Source organism: Salinispora sp. CH2A1_6 (genome assembly GCF_056820975.1).
Window position 1 is genome coordinate 192,385 of the sequence record NZ_JBXEDG010000016.1, and the last position, 12,599, is coordinate 204,983.

Here is a 12,599-nt window from a genome sequence, read left to right on the forward strand (position 1 = left end):
GGGTCTACGGCTGCTGGCGCCACTCCTCGGCCAGCAGGGCATACGTGTAGCCGTCCACCCAACCCAACTCGGCGTGCCAGGAGTCGCCGACCCCGTGCTGCTCCCGCCGCATGCCGATCTTTTCGAGGAGGCGCACCGAGGGGAGGTTGTCCGCGAAGCAGCCGGCAGTGATCCGGCGTACGCCCAACTGGTCAAAGGAGTACGCGACCATCGCGGTGACCGCCTCGGTCGCGTAGCCGTGGCCGCCGTACCCCGGGTCGAAGACGTAGCCGATCTGGGCCTCCGTGTTCGGCGGAGTGCCGGGCTGTCCCATGCTGTCGTGTACGTCGAGCGAGACCGTCCCGATGACGACGCCATCGTGGGTCACCGCAACGCTGTGGTCGTTCGGGTCTTCCGCTGCGTGTCGCCAGCTCGCCCGGTAGGCGACCGGATCGACCTCGGTGCGCAGGAGCCAGCGGCTGACCTCCGGCAGGTTGCGGTATTCCAGGATGCGGTCGATGTCGTCGTCGCGTACCGGCCGAAGCTCGAGGCGTTCGGTGCGGAGGTTCGTGCTCGCCACAGGGTAGGACGGTAGCGACCGCGTCGCTGCTTCGACACCGCATTTGTTGGCCGGGATGACGGGGCGGAGCCAGGGTCCTACCCACGCTCGCCGTCCGGCCGCCCGTCCCCATGCTCGCCGGGCCGGCCCTCGGCTACGCCACCCGCGGACGAACTGGCGATTCCGATCCGCTCCAGGCGTTCCCGCACCTCGGTCGCGTGCTGCCGCGCGATGGTCATGTCAGCACCGGCGGCCTGAAGTAGCTCCACCGTCGGCTGGCTGACCCCGTACGGATCCGCCATCGCCACCCCGGCCTGGATGCCCAGCAGCACCGGGTCGTCGGTGATCGCCCGTACCGCGGCGATCGCCACCTCCGGCGGAAGGCCCCGGCCCTCCCCGATGCTGTACCGGTTGGCTATGCCGGCCAGCTCAGCCAGGAGCAACCGCTGTGGTTGCGGCAGCGACGGCATGTACACCATCTCTTGACCGTACCCAGGTAGGGGCCCCCAACACCCCAACCGCCCAATCTTCTCCTTCCGCACGGCCTGGCTCGCCACGGCGGGTTTGTGGTGCGAGGCCGGAGGCGGGCCGCCCAGCAGCGGCGCCCGTTCTCACCGACTGGCGGTGGGAACGGGCCCTGGTGAATCCGCTGATCGCTAGCCGGCGCAGCCGGGGACGTTGACGCAGTTGTTGGGTCGGTTCTTGATCACGATGGTGCCGGTGGCGGTGTTGAGGTTCACCGTGCCGTTGTCGTTGTAGATGCCCCCGGCGTCGGTGGTGGCGATGTTCTCGACCACCTTCGTGGCGAAGAGGTTGACGGTTCCTTCGTTGTAGATGCCGCCGTCCAGGTCGGCCTGGTTTCCGATCACCTTGGTGTGCCACAGCACCGTCTGCCCCAGGTTGAAGATTCCTCCGCCGGAAGTCGAAGCCACGTTGTTTCTGATGACGCTGTATTCGATGGTCGCGAAGCTTTCCCCTTCCCCGGTTCCGGAGACGAACAAACTGCCGCCGATAACGGTTGCGGTGTTGTCCGCCAGCTCAACCTTTCGCATCGTCAGCTGGCTCACGGAGTCGGCTCGGATACCGCCACCCTGACCGCCGGTGTTCCCGGCGATTCGGCTGCCGGTGACCGTGCCGATGGAGCTGAACAGGAGTATCCCTCCCCCGTTGGATGCCTGGTTGCCGGAGATGCTGCCGCCCTTGATGGTGACGGTGCTGTTGGTCGAGAAGATGCCGCCACCGTTGTCGCTACTGGTGTTGTTGTCGATGTGGGACTTGACGATCTCCAGCAGACCGGCGCTGTAGATGCCGCCACCTTGGAAGCTGGCGGTGTTTCGCACGACTGCGGAGTGGTTGATCCGGGTGGTGCCGAAGTTGGCGATGCCGCCGCCGGAGTTGAGGCCGCCGCTGGCGATGTTGCGGGTGATGGTGGTGTGGTGGGTGGTCAGCGCCCCACCGGCGTTGACGAGGATTCCGCCGCCGTCCTCGTCGTCGGTCTGTCCGCCGGAGACGGTCAGCTTGTTGAGGGTGAGGTCGCCGCCGACGTCAACGGTGAAGATCCGGAACTGGCCGACGGCTGCGGCGGCCCGTTCGATGGTGGTGTGTTTGCCGCCGTTGAGGGTGATCGGGGTGGTGATGGCGGGCAGCCCGCTGTCGAAGATGTCGGCGGTGAGCAGGTAGGTGCAGTCGTTGGCGAGGTCGAGTACGGCGCCGCCTCGGGCGTTGGCCAGGGTGATCGCGGCGATCAACGCGTCGGCGTCACACGGGACCGGGATACCGGTCGGCTTCTTCTCCGAACCCCTGCTCTTGTCGTCGTGCCTGGCCTTGTCGTCGTGCCCGCTCTTGTCGTCGTGCCCGCTCTTCCCCTTGGCGCCGCGCTGACTGTCGGTCTTGCCCGCGTCGCGCTTGCCGCGGTCGTTGCCGTGATCGTCGGCGGCGGTCAGGGCGTGCCCCTGAGTACCCACGGCCGGGCCGGCGGCGACCCCGACGGTGCTCAGGGCCAGACCGGTCACTCCGGCCAGCCCCACCGCCCACCACCGCGACCTCGTTCGACCCCCGCCCGGCCGTACCGGCCCCTGGGTGTGGTCCTGGTACCTCATCGTCAACTCGATGTCCTTCTCCGTGAGCGACAAGGAACCCACCACCGCAGCGGGCAGCGGACGGCTCCTCGGCTACCGACCGGCGGTAGCAGCCACCCGCAACCTAAACCGACACCACACCCAAAGGAATATGAACACGAATAAGATGCCTGAAACGGGCGGTTCCCCTGGTGGTGCTCCTGCGGCGAGCGGCGTCCACGCCGGCGCGCCGGCGTCGGTGATGCCGCGGCGGGACGGGTTTGGGACGTCCTCGATTTCGAATTGGCGCGCAGTGAGGGCCCGTTCCGACCGGTTGACGGTGGGAACGGGCCCTCGTGAATCCGCTGATCGCTAGCCGGCGCAGCCGGGGACGTTGACGCAGTTGTTGGGTCGGTTCTTGATTACGATGGTGCCGGTGGCGGTGTTGAGGTTCACCGTGCCGGCGATGTTGAAGATCCCTCCACCGTTGGTGATGGCGATGTTCTCGACCACCTTCGTGGTGAAGAGGTTGACGGTTCCTTCGTTGTAGATGCCGCCACCCTGGTCGGCCTGATTGCCGCTGACCTTGGTGCGCCGCAAGACCGTTTCCCCTGCGTTGTAGATCCCCCCGCCGACGGAGCCCGTATTGGTGTTGTTCCTGATGAGGCTGTCCTCGAGGACGGCGAAACTGTCCAACGCCACGAACAAGGCGCCGCCGAGGGCTGATGCGGTGTTGTCGGTCATGCTGACGTGCCGCATGGTGAGCTGTCCGTTGTTCTCGGACCGGGCGGCACCGCCGCCGCTGCTACGGGCCGTGTTTCCGGTGATTGTGGTGCCGGTTACCGTGCCGATGCCGCCGGAGACGTACAGCCCACCGGTGTTGTCCGCGAAGTTGCCGGAGATGCTGCCGCCCTTGATGGTGACGGTGCTGTTGGTCGCGGAGACGCCGCCACCGTTGCCGCCGGTGACGGTGTTGTTGTCGATGTGGGATGTGACGATTTCCAGTAGGCCGGTGCTGTAGATGCCGCCGCCTGCTTCGGCGGCGGTGTTGCGGCTGACGGTGGAGTGCGTGACGCGGGTGGTGCCGTTGTTGGCGATGCCGCCGCCCGAGCCGCCGGTGATGTTGCGGGTGATGGTGGTGTGGTGGGTGGTCAACGCTCCGCCGGCGTTGACGAGGATTCCGCCGCCGTCCTCGTCGTCGGTCTGTCCGCCGGAGACGGTCAGCTTGTTGAGGGTGAGGTCGCCGCCGACGCCGACGGTGAGGATGCGGAACTCGTCGACGGCGGCGGCCCGTTCGATGGTGGTGTGTTTGCCGCCGTTGAGGGTGATCGGGGTGACGATCATCGGTAGTCCCGCGCCGTCGATGTCGAAGGTGAGCAGGTAGGTGCAGTCCTTGGCGAGGTCGAGTACGGCGCCGCCGCGGGCGTTGGCCAGCGTGATTGCGGCGATCAACGCGTCGGCGTCACACGGGACCGGGATGCCGGTCGGCTTCTTCTCCGAACCCTTACCCCTGTCGTCCCGCTTACCCGTGTTGTCCCGCTTGCCCTTGTCGCCGCCCTTGGCGTCGTCGTGCTTGCCCGCTTCCTGCATGCCGCGGTCACCGCCGCGGTCATCGGCGGAGGTCAGCGGACGCCCGAGCGCGCCCGCGGCCGGGCCGACAGCGACCCCGACGGCACCCAGGGCCAGACCCGTCACCCCGGCCAACCCCACCGCCCACCACCGCGACCTCGCCCGACCCCCGCCCGGCCGTACCGGCCCCTGGGTGTGGTCCTGGTACCCCATCGTCAACTCGATGCCCTTCCCCCGCGAACGACAAGGACCCACCACCCGCGCCAACGGGGGATCGCCCTCGGCTACCGGACGGCGGTAGCAACCCCCGCAAACCTAAACCGACATGAAGAACAAACAGACACGAACACGAAATAAGTACCTGAAACAGTCACACGTTTGTTGGTGGTGGCCTCTGGCGGGGTCAGTGCCGTGCTGTGCCGTCCGCCGCGCCACCGGAGCCCCGGTCCGCCAAGGGGCGGTGTGTGGCTTCCCGGCCCTGTCGGCCCAACCCAGCTCAGCCACGGGAGGGCGCCGTGCGTAACTCGAGTTGTGCCCCGCACCGTCCCACCGCTCAATTCTTTTGTTTTGCTCTTTTTGGCCCTTGCCGAACATCGGGGACTGTGAACGACTAGACCGTGGCCGATGATTCAGGGAATACTGTGGAAGGCGGGACGGCGGAAATGGTGCGAGTACCCCGGGTTTTGTTGGTCAACGCCGTCCTCGCGGCGATCGTGTGGCTGATCTGGGCGAAAGTGTGGGGGTGGAGCTACTTTACTCGACTTGACGAGCACTGGCCGGTGGCGCTCACCATGGTGTTCGGATCACTGGTTGGCGGTGGGACCAGCGAGGGCGGTGGTGCTATCGCCTTTCCGGTGATGACAAAAGTGCTGACCGTGCCCCCGGACCAGGCGCGTATTTTCACCTTTGCCATCCAGTCGATCGGCATGACCGCGGCCTCGCTGTCAATCCTGCTGTGCCGGGTGCCGATAGAGCGGCGGGTGGTGTTGTACGGCTCGGCCGCCGGAATGCTCGGCGTGGTACTCAGCGTGACGATGATCGCTCCACATGTGCCGCTGAAGCTGGTGCGGGTGTTGTTCACGATGCTGCTCGTTGCACTCGCGGTAGCGCTACTCGTGCAACTGCGTCAGCGCGGATATCGGCGAAATTTCGTGGTGCCGATGTGGACCGCTCGGGAGCGCAATCTGGTCCTGGGTGCCGGCTTCGCTGGCGGACTGCTCAGCGGCGTGGCCGGGGTGGGTGAGAACTGCGTCATGTTCCTGCTGCTCGTGTTGCTCTTTCGGGTGTCGGAGAAGGTGGCAACCCCGACCACGGTGGTCATGATGACGCTGGTGTCGATCGCGGCGTTTCTGACGCATGTCTTCGTCGTCCGTGATTTCACCGGGTTTGTGGTTGACTACTGGATCACTGCCGCGCCGGTGGTGGCCGTGGGAGCCCCGCTGGGGGCCTGGATCTGCACCCGATTGACACCCCTGACGATCCGCGGGGTGTTGTTCGTGTTGATCTTTGCGGAGCTGGTCAGCACCCTCCTGCTGGTGCCGTTCACTCCTGCCCTGGCCGTTGGCAGTGTCGCCGTGCTCGTGGTGTTCACGATTGTCTGCCTGGTCCTGATCCGTCAGGACACGTACGCCCGGCCAGGGCCGGACCGACTCGGGGATGCCACCTGGGCGGACCTGGGCGCCGAGGCCGCGGGACGGCCGGCTGGGTCCAACGCTGATGCCCGCACCCGGGAGGACCTGCAGGATGTCGGGTAGATGCCCCGGCCGGCCTCCGTGCCCCGCTCCCGGGAGCGGGGCACGGAACTTTCCGGAGAACGAGGCGCGGCAGCTTTGGTAGGGACTACTCGCAGAGAGCCGCGTTGGTGGCCGCATCCACCTGGCTGGCGCTGGTCTCGGTTGTCGGCGTCGAGGTGACGGCGAGGGTGACGGCGCGGCCGTCCTCGGTGACGCCGCCACGGGTCGTGAAGCCGGGGATGTCCCCGCCGTGGCCCCAGGCACGGTCGCCGCAGGGCAGATCCCAGCTCATCAGGCCGAGGCCATAGCCGCGGCCGGGAAAGGCGGGGACGGTGGTACGCATCTGGTCGAGTTCGGCGGGCCGGAGCAGGTCACCGGCGAGGAGGGCGGCGAAGAAGCGGTTGGTGTCACTCGGGCTGGAGATCATCGCGCCGGCCGCCCAGGCCCAGGACGGGTCCATCTTCGTGACATCCTGCAGCGGCTTGTCCGGGTCGTCGGTGTAGTAGCCGTGCGGGTGCCGGCCCCGGATGCCCTGTTCGCCGACGTTCGGGAAGTAGGTGTCGCGCAGCTTGAGGGGGACGATGATCCGGTTGGTGATCTCCTCGGCCACCGGACGGCCGGTGACCCTCTGGATGAGCAGCCCGGCGACGAGGTAGTTGGTGTTGCTGTACTCCCACTTCGTGCCGGGTGCGAAGCTCGCCTTGTCGGTGAGGGCCAGGTCGAGTAGGTCGCGCGGCTCGAAATAGGTGTGCTGAAGGCGGAAGAAGTCCGGGGCGATGTCGTCGACATAGCCGGGGAGGCCGCTGGTCTGCTGCAGCACCTGCCGTACGGTGATCTGCCGGCCGTCGATGCCGTCGCCGCGGATCAGGTCGGGCAGGTATGTCTCGATCGGCTCGTCCAGATCGACCCTGCCCTCGCCGACGAGTTGCAGGACCACGGTGGCGACAAAGGTCTTGGTGTTGCTGCCGATGCGTACCCGCCCGTCGACCGGTGGCTTCCGCTTGGTGCCGAGTTCGGCCACCCCGGCAGTGTAGTTACGGGTATGACCGTCGGAGGTGCGCACGGCGGCGAGGGCGGCCGGGAACTTCTCCTCCCGCACCAGGCGGTCGAGGTCTGCCTGCACGCCGTCGCGGTGGCGCACGGCATCGGCGCTCGCCGCGGGGGCGGCCCCACTCACGGCAAGACCGCCGACGAGGGCGAACGACGTCACAGCGGCCAGCACGCGTCGCCGGCTCGAGAACACCGGCGGGCGGCGGTGCGGGCTATTCCGATCGGACATGGGAACAACTCCTCATTGCCCTCGAACTGAGGGCGGGCTCGTTGGGAGGAACCCAGTGTCGACGGAACGAGCGTCGAGATCGATGCAGCTACCTGGCCGGTTCTGGTGGTGGTAGCCGGACCACGGTGCGCGCCTCGTGCCGTACCGGGAAGGACACTGAGGCGGCGATGAAGCAGCGGGCGTTCGCGTCAACGTGCAGCGCGGTCGCCCGCTCGACCATGTCGGCGTGGGCGACGGTCACCCGCGGGCGGAGCAGGACGTCGGTGAAGCGGGCGGCACCGGTGTCATCCTCGCTCATCGTGCCGTGGGCGGCGTCCTGGTAGCCGAGGACCACGACCTCGTTGACCGCGCACAGGTGCAGGTACCACAGCAGATGGCACTGGCTGAGCGAGGCGACGAGGAGTAACTCGGGGTTCCACTGTCGCGGGTCGCCACGAAATGCCGGGTCGGCGGAGCCGGCGAGGAGGGGGCGGCCGGGGCTCACCGTGTCGTACGACCTGTCGTAGGCGCGGTAGCCCGTCGTGCCGTGCCCACGGTCGCCGGTCCAGGTGGTGGAGACCTCGTAGGTGTGGTTCCGGGTCACGGACGAATTTTCGCAGGCGACTCGTGGGCGTCAACCAGCCACGATGGATTTTCCTGGGTACGGGACAGTTTGCTCTCGAGTCGGCGGGTGGGGGAGGGCCCGTTCCGCCGGTTGACGGCGGAACGGGCCCTCGGGAATCCGCTGATCGCTACCCGGCGCAGCCGGGGACGTTGACGCAGTTGTTGGGTCGGTTCTTGATCACGATGGTGCCGGTGGCGGTGTTGAGGTTCACCGTGCCGTTGTTGTAGATGCCCCCGCCGTCGGTGGTGGCGATGTTCTCGACCACCTTTGTGGAGTAGAGGCTGATCGTACCGTCGTTCTGGATGCCGCCACCCTGGCTCGCCTGGTTGCCGATCACCTTGGTGTGTCGCAGCACCGTCTGCCCCCCGTTGAAGATTCCTCCGCCGATAAGTGAGGTCACATTGTTCTTGATCACGCTGTCCTCGACGGTCGCGAAGCTTTCCCCCTCTCCGGCAGCGGAGACGAACAAGCCGCCGGCCAGGCCCGATGCGTTGTTGTCAGCGAGGCTGACATGCCGCATCGTCAGCTGGCTCGCGACGCTGGCCCGGATACCACCGGTGCTGCCGCTGGCGGTGTTCCCGGTGATTTTGGTGCCGGTGACCGTGCTGATGGAGGTGGACAGGAACATCGCTGCCCCGTTGGATGCCTGGTTGCCGGAGATGCTGCCGCCCTTGATGGTGACGGTGCTGTTGGTCGAGAAGATGCCGCCACCGTTGTCGCTACTGGTGTTGTTGTCGATGTGGGACTTGACGATCTCCAGCAGACCGGCGCTGTAGATGCCGCCACCTTGGAAGCTGGCGGTGTTTCGCACGACTGCGGAGTGGTTGATCCGGGTGGTGCCGAAGTTGGCGATGCCGCCGCCGGAGTTGAGGCCGCCGCTGGCGATGTTGCGGGTGATGGTGGTGTGGTGGGTGGTCAACGCTCCGCCGGCGTTGACGAGGATTCCGCCGCCGTCCTCGTCGTCGGTCTGTCCGCCGGAGACGGTCAGCTTGTTGAGGGTGAGGTCGCCGCCGACGCCGACGGTGAGGATACGGAACTCGTCGACGGCGGCGGCCCGTTCGATGGTGGTGTGTTTGCCGCCGTTGAGGGTGATCGGGGTGACGATCATCGGTAGTCCCGCGCCGTCGATGTCGAAGGTGAGTAGGTAGGTGCAGTCCTTGGCCAGGTCGAGCACCGCACCACCGCGGGCGTTGGCCAGGGTGATCGCGGCGATCAACGCGTCGGCGTCACACGGGACGGGGATACCGGTCGGCTTCTTCTCCGAACCCTTACCCCTGTCGTCCCGCTTACCCCTGTCGTCCCGCTTACCCGTGTTGTCCCGCTTGCCCTTGTCGCTGCCCTTGGCCTTCTCGTCGTACTTGGCCTTCTCGTCGTACTTGGCTTTGTCGTCGTGCTTACCGCGGTCGTCGCCGTGATCATCGGAGGCGGTCAGGGTGCGCCCTACCGCGTCCGCTGCCGGACTGGCGGCGACGCCGCCGACGGTGCTCAGGGCCAGACCGGTCACCCCGGCCAGCCCCACCGCCCACCACCGCGACCTCGTTCGACCCCCGCCCGGCCGTACCGGCCCCTGGGTGTGGTCCTGGTACCTCATCGTCAACTCGATGTCCTTCCCCCGTGAGCGACAAGGAACCCACCACCGCACCGGGCAGCGGACGGCTCCTCGGCTACCGACCGGCGGTAGCAGCCACCCGCAAACCTAAACCGACACCGCACCCAAATAAACACGAACACGAAGAAAGATGACTAAAAGGGATTCGCGCCGGGATGGGTGGCGGGCGTCGGGGAGGCCGACCCGGCGACGCGACGGGCGGTGACTCCGGACACCGAGGCCCCGACAACCCCTTCCGCTGTCCCTCCGTCTCCGCGACAGTGAATGCGGAGTAGCCGCACCGGCCACCACCGTGGCCCCGTGCGAACCGTGTCGAGCGGGTTGAGCTGACCCGGGTGGGGAGGGCCACTGTGTCCACGCACGAGGTGTTCAACCAGGTGCCACCCCTGGTCGACTACGACGTGTCAGACGACCCGGCACTGCGCTCCGGGCTGGCCCGGGAGGGAGCCGGCTGGGTCAGCGCCGAGCTGCGCGAACTCGGCCGGCTCGGTGGCACGGAGGCGGCGGTCGAGCACGGCCGGTTGGCCAACGAGCACCCGCCCGTACTGCGCAGCCACGACCGCTACGGGCACCGGGTGGACGAGGTGGAGTTCCACCCGTCCTGGCACGAGCTGATGCGGACCGCGGTGACCTACGGCCTGCACGCCGCGCCGTGGGCCGACGACCGGCCCGGAGCCCACGTCGCCCGGGCCGCGAAGTTCTACACCTGGCGGCCGGACGCCGGGCACGGCTGCCCCATCTCGATGACCTACGCGGCGGTGCCGGCGCTGCGGCACGCTCCCGACTTGGCCGCCCGGTACGAGCCGCTGCTGACCGCCACCACGTACGACCCGGGGTTGCGTCCGGCGCTCGGCAAGCACGGGCTGCTGGCGGGCATGTCGATGACCGAGAAGCAGGGCGGTTCGGATGTACGCGCCAACACCACCCTCGCCCAGCCGGCGGCGGACGGCAGTTACCGGCTGGTCGGGCACAAGTGGTTCACCTCCGCGCCGATGTGCGACCTCTTCCTGACTCTCGGTCAGGCGCCGGGTGGGCTGACCTGCTTTCTGGTGCCTCGGGTGTTGCCCGACGGCACGCGCAACCCGCTGCGGTTGATGCGGCTCAAGGAGAAGCTGGGCAACCGGTCGAACGCCTCCGCGGAGATCGAGTACGAGCACGCGGTGGCCTGGCGGGTCGGCGACGAGGGGCGCGGCGTCCGCACCATCATCGACATGGTCAACCTCACCCGGCTCGACTGTCTGATCGGGGCCGCCGCCGGGATGCGCCAGGGAGTCGTCACCGCGGTCCACCACGCCCGCCACCGGCGGGCGTTCGGACGCCCGTTGGCCGACCAGCCGTTGATGCGCAACGTCCTCGCCGACCTGGCGGTGGAGTCGGAGGCCGCGACCGTCCTGATGCTGCGGCTCGCCGGTGCGACGGACCGCTCGGCCCGGGGTGACGTCGATCAGGCCGCGTTCCGGCGCCTCGGCGTCGCGGTCGGCAAGTACTGGGTCTGCAAGCGGTGGCCGGGGCACGCCGCCGAGGCCCTGGAGTGCCTGGGTGGCAACGGGTACGTGGAGGAGTCCGGCATGCCCCGGCTGTTCCGGGAGTCGCCGCTGAACTCGATCTGGGAGGGCTCCGGCAACGTCGCCGCCCTGGACGTGCTGCGGGCGCTGACCCGCCAGCCGCGGGTGCTGGCCGCCTTCGAGGCCGAGGTGGACGCCGCCGCCGGTGCGGATGCCCGGCTCGACGCCGCGGTCCGGCGCCTGCGGGCGAGCCTGGCGGACCCGACCGACGCGCAGTTGCGGGCGCGGCACCTGGTGGAGCGGCTCGCCCTCGTCCTGCAGGGGGCGCTGCTGGTGCGACACGGCCACCCGGCGGTCGCTGAGGCGTTCTGCGCGTCCCGGCTGGGCGGCGCGCACGGCTACGCGTACGGCACGCTCCCCGCCGGGATCGACCTCGCCGCGATCATCGACCGCGCCACGCCGAAGGTGGGCTGACCCGCCGCGGGTGGCTCAGGCGTAGAGGCGGCGCGCGTACTCCGGGCCGTAGTGACTCTGCAGCTCGGCCAGGCTCTCCGTGCGGGCCTCGACCTCCTTGACCAGGCGGGCCCGCGACGGCAGCACCTCGGGCGTCCAGGTCTGCGGGCTCCACAACTGCGACCGGAGGAACGCCTTCGCGCAGTGGTAGAAGATCTCCTCGATCGCTACCACCAGCGCCAGGATCGGCCGATGGCCCTTGACCGTCATCGAGTCGAAGAAGGGCGCCTCCCGCACCAGCCGTGCCCGGCCGTTGATCCGCAACGTATCGCTGCGCCCGGGAATTAGGAAGATCAGCCCGACGTGTGGATTGTCCAGGATGTTGTGAAAGCCGTCGGCCCGCCGGTTGCCGGGTCGCTCCGGGATGGCGACGGTGGTGTCGTCGATCGGCAGGGCGAAGCCGGGTGGGTCCCCCTTCGGCGAGACATCGCAGGTGCCGTCCGCGCCGGCCGTCGCCACCAGACAGAACGGGGAGGCGGCCAGCCACTGCCGGTCCCGCTCGTGCAGGTGCGTTCGCTCCTTCGTGGCAGCCCGAGCCGTCGGTACGCCCAGTAACTCCCGCAACTCCTCGTGAGTGGTGATATCTACCGTCACGTGCCCCTCCCTCATCCGTTGACCATGGCGGCGGTGCGTCATCGACAGCCTAGGTGGCATCGGCCGGGGCGAGAATTGCCGACCAGTGGAGGCCCGGATGGAGAGCCGACTCAAAGTGCTGGGTCACCCCCTCCACCCGATGCTGGTGATGTTCCCGGTCGCCCTGCTCGCCACCGCCGTGCTCTTCGACGTGGTCGACATTGTGGGCGGGCCCGACTTCCTCGGTGAGGTCGCCTACTGGAACCTCACCGTCGGCCTGGTCGGTGGCCTGCTGGCCGCGGCGGCGGGGACGGTTGATCTGCTCGCCATCCCCACCGGCACCCGCGCCAAGCGGGTCGCGCTCACCCACGCCGCCGCGAACGTGGCGCTGATCCTGCTCTTCGCCGCGGTCTGGGCGGTCCGGCTCAACGCCGACTCCCGGGCTGCCGGCGGCGCGCTCGTCGCGATCGAGATCGTCGCCCTGGCCATCCTCGGGGTCAGCGCGTGGCTCGGCGGAGAACTGGTGGACCGGCTCGGCGTCGGCGTCGACCGGGACGCCGACCTGGACGCGCCCAGCTCCCTGCGGCCCTCGGCAAACCCCAGTGAATAGGAGAAGTGT

Annotated in this window: 11 protein-coding genes; 3 read left to right on the forward strand and 8 right to left on the reverse strand. The window is 68.3% G+C overall.

Annotation, left to right across the window (positions count from 1 at the left end):
• Positions 1–4 precede the first annotated feature (4 nt).
• The 4 genes from AC1UKG_RS21875 to AC1UKG_RS21890 form a co-directional block, all read right to left on the reverse strand.
• The gene (locus AC1UKG_RS21875) at positions 5–559 is read right to left on the reverse strand and encodes a GNAT family N-acetyltransferase (RefSeq protein ID WP_018746098.1); all 555 of its coding nucleotides are present in this window, start codon (positions 557–559) and stop codon (positions 5–7) included.
• A 77-nt stretch (positions 560–636) separates the two neighbouring features.
• Positions 637–1,017: a hypothetical protein gene (locus AC1UKG_RS21880; protein ID WP_018738489.1), complete on the reverse strand. Its 381-nt coding sequence runs from the start codon at positions 1,015–1,017 to the stop codon at positions 637–639.
• A gap of 177 nt (positions 1,018–1,194) precedes the next feature.
• A complete protein-coding gene (locus tag AC1UKG_RS21885) occupies positions 1,195–2,565 on the reverse strand; it encodes an autotransporter outer membrane beta-barrel domain-containing protein (protein ID WP_482643163.1) in 1,371 nt (456 codons plus the stop codon).
• Between the two features lie 402 nt (positions 2,566–2,967).
• Positions 2,968–4,305, reverse strand: coding sequence for a right-handed parallel beta-helix repeat-containing protein (locus AC1UKG_RS21890; RefSeq protein ID WP_482643162.1), 1,338 nt, complete (start codon positions 4,303–4,305; stop codon positions 2,968–2,970).
• Positions 4,306–4,826: 521 nt separating this feature from the next.
• Between AC1UKG_RS21890 and AC1UKG_RS21895 the strand changes: the two genes are divergently transcribed.
• The gene (locus AC1UKG_RS21895) at positions 4,827–5,918 is read left to right on the forward strand and encodes a sulfite exporter TauE/SafE family protein (protein WP_018746095.1); all 1,092 of its coding nucleotides are present in this window, start codon (positions 4,827–4,829) and stop codon (positions 5,916–5,918) included.
• A gap of 85 nt (positions 5,919–6,003) precedes the next feature.
• Here AC1UKG_RS21895 and AC1UKG_RS21900 read toward each other — a convergent pair whose 3' ends face one another.
• The 3 genes from AC1UKG_RS21900 to AC1UKG_RS21910 form a co-directional block, all read right to left on the reverse strand.
• The gene (locus AC1UKG_RS21900; RefSeq protein WP_018815706.1) at positions 6,004–7,176 is read right to left on the reverse strand and encodes a serine hydrolase domain-containing protein; all 1,173 of its coding nucleotides are present in this window, start codon (positions 7,174–7,176) and stop codon (positions 6,004–6,006) included.
• A gap of 88 nt (positions 7,177–7,264) precedes the next feature.
• Positions 7,265–7,759 (reverse strand): OsmC family protein, encoded by a 495-nt coding sequence (locus tag AC1UKG_RS21905; protein ID WP_018746093.1) that lies wholly within the window; start codon positions 7,757–7,759, stop codon positions 7,265–7,267.
• A 148-nt stretch (positions 7,760–7,907) separates the two neighbouring features.
• Positions 7,908–9,299, reverse strand: coding sequence for a right-handed parallel beta-helix repeat-containing protein (locus tag AC1UKG_RS21910; protein WP_482643161.1), 1,392 nt, complete (start codon positions 9,297–9,299; stop codon positions 7,908–7,910).
• A gap of 440 nt (positions 9,300–9,739) precedes the next feature.
• Here AC1UKG_RS21910 and AC1UKG_RS21915 point away from each other — a divergent pair, with 440 nt between their 5' ends.
• Positions 9,740–11,368 carry an isovaleryl-CoA dehydrogenase gene (locus AC1UKG_RS21915; RefSeq protein ID WP_482643073.1) on the forward strand — a complete coding sequence of 543 codons (1,629 nt, stop codon included), beginning with the start codon at positions 9,740–9,742 and terminating at the stop codon, positions 11,366–11,368.
• A gap of 15 nt (positions 11,369–11,383) precedes the next feature.
• Here the strand turns inward: AC1UKG_RS21915 and AC1UKG_RS21920 are convergent, their stop codons facing one another.
• A complete protein-coding gene (locus AC1UKG_RS21920) occupies positions 11,384–12,001 on the reverse strand; it encodes a pyridoxamine 5'-phosphate oxidase family protein (RefSeq protein WP_026325383.1) in 618 nt (205 codons plus the stop codon).
• A gap of 97 nt (positions 12,002–12,098) precedes the next feature.
• Between AC1UKG_RS21920 and AC1UKG_RS21925 the strand changes: the two genes are divergently transcribed.
• Positions 12,099–12,590 (forward strand): DUF2231 domain-containing protein, encoded by a 492-nt coding sequence (locus tag AC1UKG_RS21925; RefSeq protein WP_018814796.1) that lies wholly within the window; start codon positions 12,099–12,101, stop codon positions 12,588–12,590.
• The last annotated feature ends 9 nt before the right edge of the window (positions 12,591–12,599 follow it).

Coding starts and splice junctions, on each gene's coding strand:
- AC1UKG_RS21880 (WP_018738489.1), bottom strand. CDS start 1,017: ATGGTGTACATGCCGTCGCTGCCGCAACCACAGCGGTTGCTCCTGGCT.
- AC1UKG_RS21895 (WP_018746095.1), top strand. CDS start 4,827: ATGGTGCGAGTACCCCGGGTTTTGTTGGTCAACGCCGTCCTCGCGGCG.
- AC1UKG_RS21900 (WP_018815706.1), bottom strand. CDS start 7,176: ATGTCCGATCGGAATAGCCCGCACCGCCGCCCGCCGGTGTTCTCGAGC.
- AC1UKG_RS21925 (WP_018814796.1), top strand. CDS start 12,099: ATGGAGAGCCGACTCAAAGTGCTGGGTCACCCCCTCCACCCGATGCTG.